Source organism: Candidatus Auribacterota bacterium (genome assembly GCA_026392035.1).
In the GTDB taxonomy this organism is placed as follows: domain Bacteria; phylum Auribacterota; class Tritonobacteria; order UBA1439; family UBA1439; genus JAPLCX01.
In genome coordinates this window covers 1-15,866 of sequence record JAPLCX010000109.1, presented here as the reverse complement: position 1 = coordinate 15,866, position 15,866 = coordinate 1, and the positions used below count along the sequence as shown (strand labels likewise).

The 15,866-nt window shown below is 58.6% G+C and carries 14 protein-coding genes; 13 read left to right on the top strand and 1 reads right to left on the bottom strand.

Annotation, left to right across the window (positions count from 1 at the left end):
• The first annotated feature begins 34 nt into the window (after positions 1-34).
• The 10 genes from dnaX (at position 35) to smpB (ending at position 8,096) form a co-directional block, all read left to right on the top strand.
• Entirely contained in the window at positions 35-1,819 is a 1,785-nt protein-coding gene (gene dnaX, locus NTX71_11770; protein MCX6340576.1) for a DNA polymerase III subunit gamma/tau, read from the top strand.
• Between the two features lie 23 nt (positions 1,820-1,842).
• The gene (locus NTX71_11765; protein ID MCX6340575.1) at positions 1,843-2,148 is read left to right on the top strand and encodes a YbaB/EbfC family nucleoid-associated protein; all 306 of its coding nucleotides are present in this window, start codon (positions 1,843-1,845) and stop codon (positions 2,146-2,148) included.
• A gap of 110 nt (positions 2,149-2,258) precedes the next feature.
• Complete coding sequence (gene recR, locus NTX71_11760) at positions 2,259-2,855, top strand: recombination mediator RecR (protein ID MCX6340574.1); 597 nt, start codon at positions 2,259-2,261, stop codon at positions 2,853-2,855.
• Between the two features lie 106 nt (positions 2,856-2,961).
• Positions 2,962-3,528, top strand: coding sequence for a 2-oxoacid:acceptor oxidoreductase family protein (locus NTX71_11755; GenBank protein MCX6340573.1), 567 nt, complete (start codon positions 2,962-2,964; stop codon positions 3,526-3,528).
• On the top strand, positions 3,521-3,856 hold the full coding sequence (locus tag NTX71_11750; protein MCX6340572.1) for a 4Fe-4S binding protein: 336 nt from the start codon (positions 3,521-3,523) through the stop codon (positions 3,854-3,856). Before NTX71_11755 ends, NTX71_11750 begins: the two co-directional genes overlap by 8 nt.
• A gap of 38 nt (positions 3,857-3,894) precedes the next feature.
• On the top strand, positions 3,895-5,064 hold the full coding sequence (gene porA, locus NTX71_11745) for a pyruvate ferredoxin oxidoreductase (GenBank protein MCX6340571.1): 1,170 nt from the start codon (positions 3,895-3,897) through the stop codon (positions 5,062-5,064).
• A 103-nt stretch (positions 5,065-5,167) separates the two neighbouring features.
• Positions 5,168-6,103 (top strand): thiamine pyrophosphate-dependent enzyme, encoded by a 936-nt coding sequence (locus NTX71_11740; GenBank protein MCX6340570.1) that lies wholly within the window; start codon positions 5,168-5,170, stop codon positions 6,101-6,103.
• 95 nt (positions 6,104-6,198) lie between these two features.
• Complete coding sequence (locus tag NTX71_11735) at positions 6,199-6,465, top strand: hypothetical protein (protein MCX6340569.1); 267 nt, start codon at positions 6,199-6,201, stop codon at positions 6,463-6,465.
• Positions 6,466-6,643: 178 nt separating this feature from the next.
• On the top strand, positions 6,644-7,384 hold the full coding sequence (locus NTX71_11730) for a PEGA domain-containing protein (protein MCX6340568.1): 741 nt from the start codon (positions 6,644-6,646) through the stop codon (positions 7,382-7,384).
• 253 nt (positions 7,385-7,637) lie between these two features.
• Complete coding sequence (gene smpB / locus NTX71_11725) at positions 7,638-8,096, top strand: SsrA-binding protein SmpB (GenBank protein MCX6340567.1); 459 nt, start codon at positions 7,638-7,640, stop codon at positions 8,094-8,096.
• 189 nt (positions 8,097-8,285) lie between these two features.
• Here the strand turns inward: smpB and NTX71_11720 are convergent, their stop codons facing one another.
• Positions 8,286-9,908, bottom strand: coding sequence for a putative glycoside hydrolase (locus NTX71_11720; protein ID MCX6340566.1), 1,623 nt, complete (start codon positions 9,906-9,908; stop codon positions 8,286-8,288).
• Between the two features lie 461 nt (positions 9,909-10,369).
• Between NTX71_11720 and NTX71_11715 the strand changes: the two genes are divergently transcribed.
• The 3 genes from NTX71_11715 to NTX71_11705 form a co-directional block, all read left to right on the top strand.
• Positions 10,370-12,259, top strand: a complete 1,890-nt coding sequence (locus NTX71_11715; protein ID MCX6340565.1) for a PQQ-binding-like beta-propeller repeat protein — start codon at positions 10,370-10,372, stop codon at positions 12,257-12,259.
• Positions 12,260-12,481: 222 nt separating this feature from the next.
• Positions 12,482-15,178 (top strand): lamin tail domain-containing protein, encoded by a 2,697-nt coding sequence (locus NTX71_11710; GenBank protein MCX6340564.1) that lies wholly within the window; start codon positions 12,482-12,484, stop codon positions 15,176-15,178.
• Positions 15,179-15,198: 20 nt separating this feature from the next.
• Positions 15,199-15,866: lamin tail domain-containing protein (locus tag NTX71_11705; GenBank protein ID MCX6340563.1), on the top strand; the 668-nt coding region annotated here is incomplete at its 3' end.

Here is a 15,866-nt window from a genome sequence, read left to right as displayed (position 1 = left end):
AGTGGTTTCCTAGTATTTTTATTAAGGAGTTATTATGGAGTACCAGGTACTCGCGCGGAAGTGGCGGCCGCAGCAGTTCGACGAGGTCGTGGGCCAGGAGCATGTCACCACGACGCTCAAAAACGCAATCGCCAGGGACCGGGTGGCGCACGCATACCTCTTTACCGGGCCCCGGGGCATCGGCAAGACGAGCATGGCGCGCATACTGGCGAAGGCGCTCAATTGCGAGAAGGGCTCAGCCGCCGCCCCCTGCGACCGTTGCCCCTCGTGCAAGGGGATTATCGCCGGCAACAGCATGGACGTGCTGGAGATTGACGGCGCGTCGAACAGGGGCATCGATCAGATTCGCGAGCTCAGGGAGAATGTGAAGTTTGCCCCGAGCTCCAGCAGGTATAAGATTTACATCATCGATGAAGTCCACCAGATCACCACGGACGCGTTCAATGCCCTCCTCAAGACGCTCGAGGAGCCACCCCCGCACGTGAAGTTCTTCTTCGCCACGACCGAGCCGCACAAGGTTCCGGCGACGATCCTCTCCCGCTGCCAGCGTTTTGACCTGCGCAGCATCTCTCCGAAAGAGATTGTCGACCGCCTCACCCGCATCGCGAAATCAGAGAAGATCTCCATCGATGAGGAGGCCTGTTTCGCGATCGCCCGCTACGCCCAGGGGAGCATGAGGGACGCGGAGAGCATCCTGGATCAACTCGTCTCATTTTCCGAGGGGAGGATAGGAGAGGAGGATGTCATCTCCATGCTCGGGCTCGTGAAGGAATCCGTCCTCCGTGAGATGACGGACGCCCTCATCAATGGCGATTTCCGCAAGGGGCTCGAACTCATCGGGGCCATCGCCGGGGAGGGCAAGGAGCTGCCCCTCTTCCTCGCTGACTGGATCACGTACATGAGGTCCATCATGCTCGTTCTGGTACAGGGAGGCGATGAGGGCGGGGCGGGTGTCTCTCCGGAGGCGTGGAAAGCGATCTCGAGCCAGAGCAAAAAAATAACACTGGAAGGGATACTCTATGTGCTGGAGGTGCTCACGAGGGCCGATCAGCAGATGAAGTGGGCCCTCTCGCCGAGGATCCTCCTGGAGCTGGCCTTCTTGAAGGCGGCGAAGGTGAAAGAGGTTGCCTCGCTCCCCGAGATTCTGAATAAGATCAGGATGCTCGAGCGCAGGCTCACGGGATCAGCGGAGGATAGTAACCCCCCGGGCGATGCCCATGGCGCGGCAGGAGATCTCTTCAGGCCATCCGCGTCCTCGGCGGGGAGGGATCGCGCGGAGGCGAAGAAGGCTACGGCCGGGAGAGGCGCCGCCGCGGAAGTCAAGAATGATACTCCACCGGACGCGCCTGCTGCCGCAGCCCCGGTGAAACCTCAAGTCCCGCAGGTGGCTGGTGATACTGAGGGGCCTCGTCGCAGCCCACCAGCTGATGGAGAGGTGCTGGCTCGCGTCCATGCGGTCTGGTCTGAGGTGCTGGAGCGTGTTGCGACAGTCCGGCCGCTGCTGAAATCCTATCTCATTGAGGGGAGGCCGGCGGAATTCGCGGAGGGGGTGCTGTGTGTTGAGTTCGCGGAGGATCGCGCGTATCACCGCGATTCCTTGGATCACCCCCAGCATAAAAAGCTTCTGAAGAATATCCTCTGCGAGAGGCTCGGGGCTGACGTTGGCATCCGTTTTGACATCAAAAAGAAAATAGAGAAGAAAGAAACAGTGGAGCGAGGCTCCGCCCCGCGCAAGGAGATCCAGAACCTTAAGAAGAATCCCCTGATCCAGTCGGCACTGGAGATGTTCCAGGCGCAGGTGATTGACATTAAGAAATAGCGGTTGCCCTGGAGGAATGGTTCGTGGCGAACATATTCGATATGCTCAAGCAGGCCCACAAGCTGAAGCGCGAGATGGGCAAGGTGAGCGAGGGACTCGCGGGAGTGGAGGCGGAGGGCACCTCGTGCAAGGGGCCGGTGAGCGTCAGGATGGATGGCACGATGAAGATCACGAAGGTCACCATCGGGCCTGAGTTGCTCGCCCGTGGCGACGCGCGCGCGCTCGAAGAGATGGTGCTCGAAGCAGCACACCAAGCCCGGGAGAAGGTAAAGGGGCTCGCCGCCGAATCAATGAAGAAAATCGCCGGGGATCTGCCCCTGCCCTTTTAACAGTGTCACCGATCTCTTTACGGTTTCCTATACATGATCATTATTCCAGCCTCGCCGGTTTTAAGAGTCGGCCTTCTTATTCATTCTATTTTGGGATTTGGGATTTGATTATGCGCTACCCCCAGCCAATTGCGAAACTCATCAAGGAGCTTACCAAGCTCCCCGGCATAGGGCCGCGCAGCGCGGAGCGGATTGTCTTCCACCTCCTCAAGGCGCCTGCGTCTGACAGCGCCGAACTCGCCGCAGCGCTCGCGGAGCTGAGGAAGAAAATTCACCACTGCTCGGTCTGCTACAGCGTGGCGGAAGCTGACCCCTGCCCGATCTGCTCCGATGCGCGCCGTGACTCCCATACCCTCTGCGTCGTCGAGTGCCCGGCTGACATGGTGGCGGTAGAGAAGGCGGGGAGCTACCGCGGCCTCTACCACGTCCTCATGGGGAAAATAGCCCCTCTCGACAACGTCGGGCCGGACGCCCTGCGGATAAAGGAGCTCATCGAGCGGGTGAAGCGGGGCGGCATCAAGGAGGTCATCATCGCAACCGGCTCCGATGTCGAGGGTGAAGCGACGGCCCTCTATCTCGCCAAGGCGCTGAAGGCGTCCCCGGTGAAGGTGACCCGCATCGCCCACGGGATCCCGATGGGGAGCAGCCTCGATTTCAGCGACGTGGTGACGATCAGCAAAGCCCTGGACGGCCGACAGGAGATGTAGCTCGCGGTGGGCCCGGCTCTCCACGGGTGGGGTTTTCCGTTTGCCTTTCCCCTCTCTCCGTGATATCATGTTTCAACCGTAATTTCTTCGCCACAAGGCTGAAACCATGAAAAATCTCACCGAAATCAGGTGGCACGGGCGGGGGGGGCAGGGGGTCAAGACCGCCTGCGAGTTTGTCGCCGCCGTCGCCATACACGAGGGAAAATTCAGCCAGGGGTTCCCGGAATACGGCCCCGAGCGCTCGGGCGCGCCGATGAAGGGTTTTACGAGGATCAGCTCTGAAAAGATCATGGAGCACTGCTCCGTGTACAGCCCCGATCTGGTGCTGGTGCTCGACGAAAGCCTGGTGGGGAGCGAGGATGTGTGCGAGGGGCTGAAAGACGACGGGGCGATCATCGTCAACACGAAGAAGCCGGGGAAGGCGTTCGGCGCGCAGTGCCACGGCGTGGTCTGGACCGTCGATGCCACGAAGATTGCGCTTGATGAGATAGGAAGGCCCATTCCAAACATGCCGATGGTGGGGGCGCTCCTCAAGGTTGCCGGGCTGCTCGATCTGGACGCGCTCTGCGAGGATGTGAAGGGTGAATTTTCGAAAAAATTTGACCAGAAAACGATTGAAGGCAACCTCAGGGCCATACGGCGGGCCTATGCCGAGGTGAAGAAGAATGGCTAAGGAAAAGGGATATAAGGAACTGGCGATCGGCGGGCTCATCCTCGAGGCGGGGAACGCCGCCGCGTACAAAACCGGCGGCTGGAGAACCTATCGTCCTCTCGTTGATAAGGATACCTGCACCAACTGCCTTCAATGCTGGCTGTTTTGCCCCGACGTGTGCATCGATGTGGAGGGAGGGAAAATGGTGGGCTACGACTACGATCATTGCAAGGGGTGCGGCATCTGCGCCACCATCTGCCCCGTCAAGGCGATTAAAATGGTTTTGGAAACCGAAGGATCCGTGGACGCCGACAGGAAAGGGTGCTTCCACTCAAAGAAGAAGGGGTAGATCATTCTCTCCCGGTCGTCGCGGGAGCAGTTAATACCATGCAAAGAATTGCAGCCCTCACGGGAAATGAAGCCGCGGCAGAGGCGATGCGCCAGATTGAGCCTGACGTTGTCGCGGCTTACCCGATCACGCCTCAGACCGAGCTGATGCAGAAATTTGCGCAGTTCGTCGCCGACGGCATTGTGAAGACCGAAGTGGTCCTCGTGGAGTCGGAGCACAGCGCTATGAGCGCCTGCGTGGGCGCGTGCGCCGCCGGCGCGCGCGTGATGACGGCGACGAGCTCTCAGGGCCTCGCCCTCATGTGGGAGATTGTGTATATCGCCGCCTCCACGCGCCTCCCGATCGTGATGACCGTGGTCAACCGTGCGCTCAGCGCCCCGATCAATATCCACTGCGACCACAGCGATTCCATGGGCTGCCGCGACAGCGGCTGGATACAGCTCTACAGCGAGAATCCCCAGGAGGTCTACGACAATGTCGTGCAGGCGGTGCGGATCGCCGAGCACCCGGACGTCCTCCTTCCCGTCATGCCCACGCTCGACGGATTCATCATAAGCCACACGCTCGAGAGGGTCGAGACCCTGGCCGACGATGCGGTGAAGAAGTTTATCGGCGAGTGGCGGCCCGCATATCCACTGCTCGATGTGGACCACCCGATTACCTTCGGGGCCCTCGACCTGCAGGACTACTATTTCGAACACAAGAAGCAGCAGGCGGAGGCGATGACGCGCGCGAAAGAGGTGATTCTGGCGATCGGGAAGGAGTACGGAAAACTCACGGGGCGCGGCTACGGGTTCTTCGATGAGTACCGGACGGACGACGCGGAGTATATCATCCTGTGCCTGGGATCTGCAGCGGGCACGGTTAAATCGGTGGTGGACGAGCTGAGGAACAGGGGGCGGAAGGTCGGCGTCCTGAAGTTGCGCGTATTCCGCCCATTCCCCGATGGGGAGTTGGCCCGTGCGATAGGGCACGCCAGGGCGATCGCGGTGCTGGACAGGGCTGAGGGGTTTAACGCGGTTGGCGGGCCGCTCGCGCCCGAAGTGAAATCGGCCCTCTATAAGAAAAGCGACGCGGACGTGTGCAACTACGTCTACGGCCTCGGCGGCAGGGACCTGAGCCCCGTGATGATCCGCTCTGTCTTCGATGATCTGGCCGAAGGCCGTGCCGACGCGCGCCAAGCGATTCATTTGGGGGTCAGGGAATAGATTTGAATTAACCACTGAAGGCACTGAATACACTGAAAACCGAGTTGTTATAAAAAATAATTTCAGTGGCTTCAGTGTTCTCAGTGGTTTGAAAGACGTTGTTATGGCGATCAATCTGAAGGAGCTCTCGAAGAAACCGATACCGATCAGCCCTGGGCACAGGGCGTGCGCCGGCTGCGGGAGCATCATCACGATCAAGCTCGTCCTCATGGCCGCCGAGGATCCGATCGTCTGCGCCTGCGCCACGGGATGCATGGAGGTGGTGACGACCATTTACCCGTATACCGCCTGGCGCGTCCCGTTCATGCATAACGCGTTCGAGAACGCCGCGGCGACGATGAGCGGAATCGAGTCAGCGTACCGGTCGCTGAAGAAGCAGGGGAGGATCGGCAAGAACATCAAGTTCATCGCGTTCGGCGGGGATGGCGGCACCTACGACATAGGCCTCCAGTCGCTCTCAGGGGCAATGGAGCGGGGCCACGACATGCTGTACGTCTGCTACGACAATGAGGCGTACATGAATACCGGGATACAGCGCTCCGGCTCAACACCTATGTGCGCCGCCACGTCCACGTCACCTGTGGGGAAGGCGGCGCAGGGGAAGAAGCAGTATCCCAAAGATCTTACCAGGATCATGGCCGCCCACCGCATCCCGTACATCGCCCAGGCCTCCCCGCACAGGTGGCTCGATCTCATGACCAAGGTTCAGAAAGCGCTCAGGATCGAAGGCCCCAAATTCATAAACGCGCTTTCCTCATGCCACCGGGGCTGGCGCGTCCCGATGAGCAACTCGCTCGAGGTGTGCAGGATGGCTGTCGAAACGTGCTACTGGCCGCTCTTCGAGATCGAAAACGGCGTGTGGAAGCTCAACTACCGGCCGAAGACGAAAGTGCCGATCATCGAATGGTTCAAAACTCAGAAGCGGTTTCAGCACCTGCTCAAGCCGGAGAACGCGCCCGCGGTCGCCGAGATACAGGCGGACGTCGACAGGCGCTGGAGCGAGTTGCTCCAGCTGTGCGGCGAGAAAATAGCGCCATAAGATTGTCCACGGGCGTAGCGCCTCACCCTAAAGGGTGAGCTACAGGTGTGCGCTACAAACTTGATATATTTAAAACTGGGTGGGATGGGGTACCTATGGTTCAGCGGCTGCATCTCACAATAGAGATTACGGAAAGACCCTGCGGGGACTACGAAGCCAGATGCCCTGAGCTCTCCCTCGATGCGTTGGGCAGATCGCCTGACGAGGCGATCGACAGCTTGAAGGAGCTGGTTTTTTCATCCATGAGCGGGGGATTCGACAGCCCCTTCCCGGAAAGTAAATCCGTCGATCTGCTCTACTCGATACTCTCCCGCAACCGGCACTGCTACCTGCATTTCCCTCCCGACCTTCGGGTCCACTAAGCGCAGCACCCGCGCGGGGGGGGCGAGTTGCCGCTCGGGATCGCGCGCAATGGCCTCACCTGAAAACAATTTGCCCCGCGTGACCCTTGTGATAGAATTGCAAAATGCCGTGGAGATGAAAGTCAGGGGAGAGGGAACCGCTTTTCTTTGACGGTGTGATCATGAAAGGAGCTGGCAAATGAAACGGGCGATGCTGTGGGGGCTGGCGTTCGGCGCGTGCGCGATCTTCGGTTGCACGACAAAATACCTGAAGGGAGTGAGCAAGACGGTGTGCGAGGTCTGGATATATTCGATGCCTCAGGGAGCTCGCCTTTACTTTAACGGCCACTATGTGGGCCGCACTCCGTACAAATACACGGCGGTCAATGAGGGTGATTCGTCCGCGCATTTTATCGCCGCTGATCTTTCCGAGATCGTGACGCGCAAGCGCGGCTATGATGACGAGGTCGAAACCGTGACCGTCGCCAATTGTTACAAGAAACTCTCTCTGGAGAACGAGGGAGTGACCGATCAGGTGAAGAAATACAAGGGCGCTATCACGCTCTACCTGGATGAAAAGGAGCTCGCGGCGGAGAAGGAGTACGGAAACGTGATCATCTCAGCAGTCCCCGAGGAACCCGATGCCGAGATTTATATCAACGACAGCCTCATCGGCAATGGGAAGACATCCCTCCTGAAACTCGCGGCAGGAAGCTACGTGTTGAAGATCCGGAAACCAGGCTATAAACAGTACGCCAGGGTCATCAGCGTGCTCGCTGATAATGATCTCACGATCAGCGCCAAGCTGGAGAAGGCCTCGGGGGAGCGCGCCGAAGCGCCCGCGACGATTGAAGCCGAAAAGGTTGATCTCAGCCCATCCGGGAAGGAGGCGGAGCTGGAGGAGGATCAGGTCCCGGGGACGGTGGGAGGGAAGGAATAGGAATAAATCCCAAATCCCAAATTCCGAATCCCAAACAAATCCCAAATCCCCAATGACAAGATTCAAATGACGAGTATGTGGGATCTCCCTATTCGGAATTTCAATGAACTTTGAGATGAGCACCTGATTGACCTGATTACTCTGAAAAATCAGGTTGATCAGAGAGATCAGGTGCACACAAAAAAGGCAGGGCTAACTTAGGTAGCGCGCTTCTATACCTGGGCTTTTGTCGGATGAGGGCCTTTTTCATCCCATGACAGAGACCAAACTGATTGCGACAAACAGGAAGGCCCGCCACGACTACCAAATACTGGAGACATTCGAGGCGGGCCTCGCCCTCAAGGGGACCGAGGTGAAGTCCCTCCGCCAGGGAAGGGCCAACATCAACGACAGCTACGGGATGGTCGCGGGTGGGGAAGCGTTTCTCTGCAACGCCCACGTGAGCCCGTACGAGTTCGGCAATCGCGAAAATCCCGATCCACTGAGGAAGCGGAAGCTCCTCCTCCACAAGCGCGAGATCGCATACCTCGAAGGGCAGACCGCCCAGAAGGGGCTCGCTTGTATCCCCTTGAAGCTCTACTTCAAAGAGGGGAGGGCGAAGGTGGAGCTGGCCCTGGCGAAAGGCAAAAAGGCCCACGACAAGCGGGAGACGATCAAGAGGCGTGTGGCCGAGAGGGAAATCGAGCGCGCCATGAAGGGGCGGGTGAGGTGAGGAGCCCACGCCGTCCCGATCACCGCCTTGGTGATCGCGCCATGATTGAGGATGATGGACACATAAGTGTGGGCTTTAGGCCGTCATTGCGGTCATTACACTCCCTCGCAATGACCGTATTCTGAGAGAAGCCCACATTTTCTGCTGCATTATCCAATTGAGAACCCCAGGTGGCGGCATCGGCATGGATCAATTGATCGCGAAGGGGATAGTGCCCAGGTTGCTGAGCCGGTTTGAAGCGCTCCGCGGATCGCTCCCCGGGATTGCGAGCACGGCGTACCAGGCATAGTTGCCCGGAGAGAGTCCGGCGAGCGAAAACGGCCCGAGTGTTCCCGAGCGGTCGGTCACCCGCAGCGAGGGGGCGATGGGGGCTGTCTTGGTGGTGAATCCCCGCCTGTAGAAATATAGTTTTCCTCCCGGCGTCATGCCCGCCACATAGGCGTCCGCGACGTGTATCGGTGCGCCGGAAGCCGCTCCGATCTGCCAGCTCAATGTGAGCGCGTCGGCGGTTGAGAAGCTCGCCCGGTCGAGCGCGAGCGTCACGGTATGGTGTGTAGACGGCACTTCGCCGAGGAGTATCGCCGCGCTGTGCGCCGGGAGATCGACGCTCGTCACCGCGCTGTATGAGAGGCTGCCTGCATTCCCCCCCTGTGTGTCCACCGAGCCGCCGCCGCTCGCGGAGACGAGCTGGTAGGTGCCGCCCGGATTGCCGATGTGGACATCTGTTTCTCCCGGATTGACGAAGACCCGGCCGTTTGAATATTCCCTCCGGTAACACCCCGTGGCGGAATCGTAGAGGTCAGCCGTGCTGCTGGGGATCTCACCCGTGTATGAACCGGGGGCGGCGCCGTATTCAGGATAGTACAGCAGCTCCTCGCCGTGCTCGGCGCCGATCATGTTGAAATAGGTATGGTTCCCCTTGATGAGGAGGTAGCAGCCGACGAGGAACATGCGCTCGCGGAGATTATCATCGCTCGTGTACGACTGGCAGATGACGATCCTGTCCAGCCGCACGAGCTGGAGGGCGCGGGTCATCTGGAGATTCCAGTCATCAGGGCTGAAATAGTCTCCGTTCCCCCAGGCTCCGAACCCCTCCACCATGCCGCCATCGCCCAGCGCCGCGTAGTCGGTGGTATCCCAGCCCGTCACCAACCCGCCGAGGTTGGGCAGGAAGTAAAACCTTTCGGGTGACGCGGCGAAGTTGCTCGTGATGGAGTCTGCATAAGACTCAAGACGCGGCAGCCAGTTATCCAGGCACAGGTTGGTATCGGTAAACCAGGGATGCGCGGGGGTGAGCTGATCGAAATAGCCGTCAACGGTGAAGCTGTCCGCGAAGACCCCGTCGCATTCCGTGTCGCGCATGCGATCCTTGCATTTTTCGATCCAGTATGTTCGATAGGCGGCATTGTTGATGTCCATCAGGTACCAGTCCCACGCCGACTGGTGGAGGCGTGATCCGCCCTGATGCATGAACCAGCCCTCCTGTCCGGTCACGTAATCCCAGTCGGATATCCAGTTATCCCCGTCAATGAAGGGCGCGGGACCGTTTCCGCAGCCGAGCTGGTAATGCAGCACGATGAAGGTCGGGTTGTACAGCCGTAATTTCCGCACGTCGCTCACGCGCATCTTCTGGCATCCCGCATACCTGCCGGCCGCGAACGAATATTGCGATGCGGTCATCCCGTCCTGGAGCTGGTCGGAAAAGAGGTGTATGCCGTTTCGGGTGTCTGGAAAATGGCGGGTCTGGGCGAAGAGCGGCAGCGCGCTCATCGCGATGAGAGTAAATTGGGCCGCCGCCAAAATCCTTTTCATGGCGTCTGATTCTCCGCATGCTGAGAACGTCAGGGATGTATCATCCCTCATTATAAAAATAGCACGTAACATGATGATCCGCAAGATACGCCCCGCGCCCGAGACGGCGGGCAGGGGTCAAGTTCCACATGCCGTTATGCCATCTCGCCGCTTATTCATTCTCCCACGGGTAAGCCCGTGCGTTTCTGCCCCTTCGGGGATTCCGAGATTTAATGGACTGAGATAAAAGCGGTTATGCATAATATCAATCGGGATGCCGGCACCCATTCAGTATGGATGATTTATGGATTATTTAGTGGTGTTGCGGAGATGAAATGGGTGTGTTTATTATACTACCAAAAGAAGCGCGGCAAAGTCAAGCGGGCTGCCTTGTGACATCTGAAAGTAACAGAAACTTACAGGAATCTTCCCACACTCGATAGCGTTTGTTTCTCAGGCGCCGAAGCAGAGGAGGGGGGCGCATGAAAAAGTCAATTCCTCGCTGTCGTTTGACTGTCCTCGCACTCATTGTTTCGTGCATCATTCTCCACTGCGTCTATCCCGCCAGCGGCTGGTGGCCGATGTTCCGTAATGACCCTCAACGCACGGGTAAGAGCTCCGCCGTAGGCCCTCTCATCCCTGCGCTACGTTGGAGTTACGGAGCAGGCGGTGGGATTTCCTCCGCTCCCGTGTTGAGTTCCTCAGGCGCCGTCTATGTGGGCGCCGAGGACGCCCGACTCTACAGCATTGACTCAGGCGGCGCATTGCTGTGGAGCTATGCCGCCTCCGGGCCTGTTTCCTCATCAGCGGCAATAAGCGCCGGCACGGTGAACATCGGTGCCGATGACGACTGCCTCTACAGCATTGACTCAGGCGGCGCCATGCTGTGGAGCTATGTGACGGGCGGCGACATATCCTCCTCGCCTGCGGTGAGCGGCACCGGCACGGTGTACGTGGGGTCAGAGGACAACCGGCTCTACAGTCTCAACTCGGTCGGTTCATTATTGTGGAGCTACGCGGCCTCCGAGCCTATCTTTTCGTCGCCTGCGATAGGCATAGGCACCGACACGGTGTACGTGGGTTCTGATGACAACCGTCTGTACTGCGTGATTGACGGGGGGGGCCTGCTCTCGTGGAGCTACGCAACGGCTGGTGATATCTCTTCCGCTCCTGCGGTGAGCGGAATCGACACGGTGTACGTCGCCTCGAGAGACAACAAGCTCTACCGCATTGACTCAGCCGGCGCCTTGATATGGAGCTATGCCGCCTCAGGGCCTATTTCCTCATCACCTGCGGTAAGCACCGACACGGTGTACGTGGGTTCTGATGACAACTGTCTGTACTGCGTGATTGACCTGAGCGGGGCGCTCTCCTGGAGCTATGTGACTGGCGGCGATATTTCTTCCTCGCCGGCAGTGAGCGGAATTGATACGGTGTATGTTGGATCCAGGGATAACATAATTTATAGTCTCAACTCTGATGGCACACTGGCGTGGACATACGCGACTGGCGGTGTGGTCGAATCGTCTGTGGCAATAGATGCGGGCAATGTATACGTAGGCTCAGATGATACCTTCCTGTACGTGCTCACCGAGCCGACTTCGATACCCACATTGACGCCGACGGAAACCCCCACAGTTACACCTACTCCGACCGAGACCCCGACGGAAACTCCTACGCCCACTGAGACACCGACCCCCACGCCCACGGCCCCCACTGAAACCCCCACGATTACCCCGACGCCGACCATCACGCCGACGCCGAGGCCGGAGGGCCCGTGGCCGATGTTCCATTCCGATCTCCAGCATACGGGCCGGAGTAGCTACGCGGGGCCTTCGCTGCCCGCGCTCGCGTGGAGTTATCTGGCGGCTGACAACGTGGCCTCTTCACCCGCCATGGGTACGGATGGGACAATATACGTCGGGAGCGACGACAATCTGTTCTATGCGTATTCTTCAACCGGAGCGCTTGCATGGAGCTACGCGACCGAAGGCGCCATATCCTCGTCTCCCGCGATCAGCGCCACTCAGGAAGTCTACATCGGTTCGAAAGACAACCGGTTCTATGCGTTCAATTCCACTGGCGGCCTGTTGTGGAGCTATACCCATCCGGGCGATGGAGCGGAGGACACCTGGGCATCGTCCCCCGTGATAAGCACTGCGGGTGAAGTCTATGTCCAGGCGCGGCGGAGCCTCATAGCGTTCAGCCTGTGGGACGGCTCCATGGGGGAAATGGCATGGAGCTTCACTACCGGCGCGGCGACCAATGCTCATCCCTCGTCGCCCGCGGTGGGGACTGACGGTCAGATATTCTGGGGCACCGGTGATAAGGACACTGTGTATGCAATCAACTCCGGCAGATCGCTCGTGTGAAGCTATAGGACAGGCGGCACACTGCAATCATCCCCCGCGATCGGCTCCGACGGCAGCGTCTACATCGGGTGCTATGATAACAATGTCTATGCATGCACATCGGCGGGTGCGCTCTCCTGGTCATATCTGACCGGGTCCGATGTGTACTCGTCTCCCGCGATTGGCATTTCCGGAAATGTCTATGCCGGTTCCAGGGACAATAACCTTTATGTGTTGACCTCTGTGGGAGCGTTCTTCTGGAGCTACGGAGCGGGCATGAACATTGATTCCTCTCCCGCGATAGGCGGCAACGGGATGGTGTACGTGGGCGCGCAGGACAAGATGTTGTACGCGCTCAATTCCGACGGGACGCTCGCCGGGAGCTACGAGAGCGGGAGCTGGTTTGACTCTTCCCCGGCGATCGGCGATGACGGACGTGTCTATGTCGGTTCCCACGACAATGCCGTCTATGCGCTCCGTGCCGCTATCCCAACAGCCACGCCTGAACCCGAGCTGCCGATAGTTTTGATAAGCGAAATCCTTTATAACCCGGATGGCGAGGATAATGGGCACTCATTTATAGAGCTGGTGGGCTTTGCGGGGAGGGACATCAGCGGGTGGCAGATAGTGGGGATTGACGGAGATGATGGAAGTATTGATGAGCAGTTCACATTCCCGCCGGGCTCGGTATTCCCCGATGATGGCGGGGGGCTGGGGCTGCTTGTGGTGGCAGATGAGGCTGATAGCGTCACCTATGTCTCGCACTACGACTTCACCGATCCCGACATGGACTTTTCCAACGGCCCTGATAATGTGCAGATTATAGATAACTACGGCAGGATTATTGACGCGCTCGCTTATGACGGTGTCACGCCCGGAGACAACAGCCATTTCGGAGTCTTTGCCGGTGAGGGGACAGCCGCCGGAACATCCGGAGAAGGATTCAGCCTTGTGAGATATCCGGCGCTCTTTGATACGGACAATAACACATATGATTTTGTGGTGGATTACCCGAATCCGGGTTACGCGGCAGGCGTGCAGCCGCCCGCCTCTGACCCCGTAAAAATAAGCGAGGTGCTGTATGACGCGCTGGGGCAGGATGAGGGGCGGACGTTTGTAGAGCTGGTGGGGCCTGCGGGAACGGATATAAGCGGCTCGCGGCTGATGGGAGTCGACCCCGATAGTGGACAGTCGGAACTCATCTTCATGTTCCCGGCAGGCGCACTATTCAGTGACGAGGGGAACGGGTTGGGATTGCTCGTGGTGGCCGATACCGATGCCTCAGGCATAACTTATGTGACACATGCCGACTATACGGCGCCGAATGTGAATTTGCCGAACGGCAGGTACAATATTCAGCTTAAGGACATAGACGGAAACGTGGTGGATGCGCTTGGATACGATGCGGTATCCCCCGGCTCGAACTTCAACTTCGAGCATTTTGCCGGTGAAGGGAATGCGGCGGGGAGCTCGGGCGAGGGATACAGCCTGGGGAGGCATCCTGAGGGGAACAGCGACACAGATGACAATGCGGTTGATTTTGAGCCACAGGCGCCGAATCCAGGGGCCGCGGCAGGCGTGCAGCCAACACCGACACCCGGCGCGACGCCGAGCGTCACACCCACTCCGCCTGCGCCGCCTGAAGTGAAGATCAGCGAGCTGTATTACAATCCCGCCGGGTACGACGACGGGCGTGCATTCATCGAGATAATCGGCCCTGCGGGGACCGACGCCGGGGAATGGTATCTCGTGGGGATTGACGGGGACACCGGAGAGGAGACACAGAGTTACAGATTCCCGGAGCATGCGATTATTCCTGACGACGGGAACGGATTAGGGATGCTGGTCGTCGCCGATTTGAATAACGGGCAGACGGAAGTTGCGAATTATGATTACGCGGCGGAGGAGATCGATCTCGCGAACGGCCCTGATAACCTGGAGCTGAGGGATGCGTGGGGACAGGTGGTGGATTCTCTCGCGTACGATCTTGATTCGCCGGGCGATAATAATCATTTCGCATATTTCCACGGCGAAGGAACGGCGGCGGGAAGCTCCGGAGCGGGCTTGAGTCTTGGAAGGCATCCGGCGGGATACAGCGATACCGGCGATAACGCGGCGGATTTCGAGCCTCAGATACCGAATCCCGGGATGGCGGTCGGGGTACAGCCTACTCCAACGCCCACGGAAACGCCGACTGTCGCGCCGACGGATACGCCGACGATAACGCCCACTCCGACAATCTCTCCTACACCTACGGCAACGGACACTCCGGAGCCGACGATCACCTCCGGCGGCCCGCCTACGGCCACGCCGACCACGACGCCCCCGCCCGCCGATCCGCTCAGTGTCGTGATCAACGAGATCGGCTGGATGGGGACCACGGCGAGTTTCAATGACGAGTGGATCGAGTTGTACAACAATACTGCCGCGGCTATATCCCTTGCCGGCTGGACGCTTCGGGCATCGAGCGGGAGCCCGTATCTTACTCTGAGCGGGACGATTCCATCACATGGCTATTACCTTCTCGAATGCGGGGATGACATGACAATCAGCGACATTGCCGCTGACAAGATCTATCAGGGCGCTCTCTCCAATGATGGAGAGGGCCTTGAGCTGAAAGATCACACGGGGCAGACTATAGACTCGGCGAACAGCGATGGCGGGCCGTGGCCTGCGGGCAGCAACGAGCCTGTAAAATACAGCATGGAGCGGATCAATCCAGCCTCGCCGGGAATTGATTCCAACTGGATCTATAACGACAGGCGCGCGAGGAACGGCCTGGATGCAAACAGTGATCCTATCAATGGCACGCCCAAAAATCTCAACAGCGTCTCAGCCGGCTCGTCCATCTACACTGTGAACGCCGGGGATATTGTTATCAATGAAGTTGCCTGGATGGGGACAGCGGCGAGTCCACAGGACCCGGAGGTTACTATCTGATAGAGCGGCACGACGGAGCAGTGACTGATATTGCCGCGGATCTGATCATGCCCTACGGAGGGTATGGGCTCGACAATGACGGCGAGAAACTGCGGCTTAAAGATCGAGAAGGCGGCGTCATAGACAGCGCTAACATGGAAGATCATAACCATCCGGAGTACAATTGCTGGCCGGCCGGGGAGAATGCCCCACCGCCAAAACTGAGCATGGAGAGGATTAATCCCGCATCGGGAGATTATGATCGGAACTGGGAAAACAATAATCTGGGTTGGCGTAACGGATTGGACGCGACTGGTGATCCAATCGACGGTACACCCAGGAGATTCAACAGTGTCATCGAGCCCCCGCGCGTGGTGATTAACGAGGTTGCCTGGATGGGAACAGGGGCCAACCCTGAGCATGAGTGGATCGAGCTATACAACAACACGAATGCGTCTGTAAATCTTTCCGGCTGGCAGATAGAGGGATTGGGGGCCGGATCGAATGCGATTACAATACCGTCGGGGAAAAGCATCGCCGCAAAAGGGTTTTTCATTATCGCCGATAATTCAAATGTATTCAGTGATAATGACATTGTGGAAGATTATTGTGACAGCTCCGTGGAGCTTGACGATGGCGGCGAGCTGCTGGTGTTGCGCGATTCGTCGAACAACATCGTCGACCAGGTTAATAGAGTGAATCAATTGGG